Annotated in this window: 1 protein-coding gene; it reads left to right on the plus strand. The window is 54.0% G+C overall.

Annotated features, from left to right (window positions below; genetic code table 11):
* The coding region (locus A3766_RS11220) for a transposase (protein WP_197479544.1) at positions 1-1,176 on the plus strand (1,176 nt) is incomplete at both ends.

The following is a 1,176-nucleotide window of genomic DNA, read 5'->3' on the forward strand; positions in this document are numbered from 1 at the left end:
GTTCAGCAGCACTATCCGGTCTTTAAGTCTTCTTTAGATGACCAGGGACAAAGCTTGCCTCGTTACGTTCAGAGAGAGTTCGAAGATTTTCTCCAATGTGGTCGGCTGGAATATGGCTTTTTGCGTGTGCGCTGTGAAGACTGTCATCACGAGCGTTTGGTCGCTTTCAGCTGCAAACGGCGTGGTTTCTGCCCCAGCTGCGGTGCCCGCCGGATGGTGGAGAGTGCCGCACTTTTGGTGGATGAAGTATTTCCCGCAGAGCCTATTCGCCAATGGGTGCTGAGTTTTCCTTTCCAGTTGCGCTTTTTGCTGGCCCGTTACCCGGAGCTGATGGGCAAGGTCTTGAGCATCGTTTACCGTATACTCTCAACCCATCTGATTAAGAAAGCGGGTTTTACCAAGGCTACGGCACAAAGTGGATCGGTAACGCTCATCCAACGCTTTGGCTCCGCGCTGAATCTGAATGTACACTACCACATGCTGTTTCTCGACGGGATTTACACCGAAGACGGCCATGGTAAACAGCGCTTCCATCGGGTCAAAGCGCCGACCCACGATGAGCTGAATACCCTCGTTCACACCCTTAGCCACCGCATAGCTCGCTGCCTGGAAAAGCAAGGGCTACTCGAGCGAGATGTCGAAAATACCTGGTTGACATTGGAAGAGGGCGAGGAGGATACGCTCACCCAATTACACGGCCATTCGGTCACTTACCGCATTGCCACCGGCCCCCAGCAGGGGCGCAAGGTCTTTACTCTGCAAACTTTACCGGGGCGAGAAGATAAGGCTGATGCTAGCAGCCGAGTAGCCAACCACGCAGGGTTCTCCTTGCACGCTGGCGTGATGGCCGAAGCGCATCAGCGAGATAAGCTTGAGCGCCTGTGTCGCTATATCAGTCGGCCAGCGATCTCGGAAAAGCGTCTGGCATTGACCGCCAATGGACAAATCCGCTACGAGCTCAAAACCCCTTACCGCAATGGCACTACGCATGTGATCTTCGAACCACTGGATTTCATTGCCAAGCTAGCGGCTTTGGTACCCAAGCCTAGGGTCAACCTTACTCGATTCCACGGGCTTTTTGCACCGAACAGCAAACACCGCGTTCAAGTAACACCCGCTAAGCGGGGCAAAAAGCCCGNNNAATCGAGTAAGGTTGACCCTAGGCTTGGGTACCAA

It is taken from the genome of Oleiphilus sp. HI0132, from assembly GCF_001635845.1.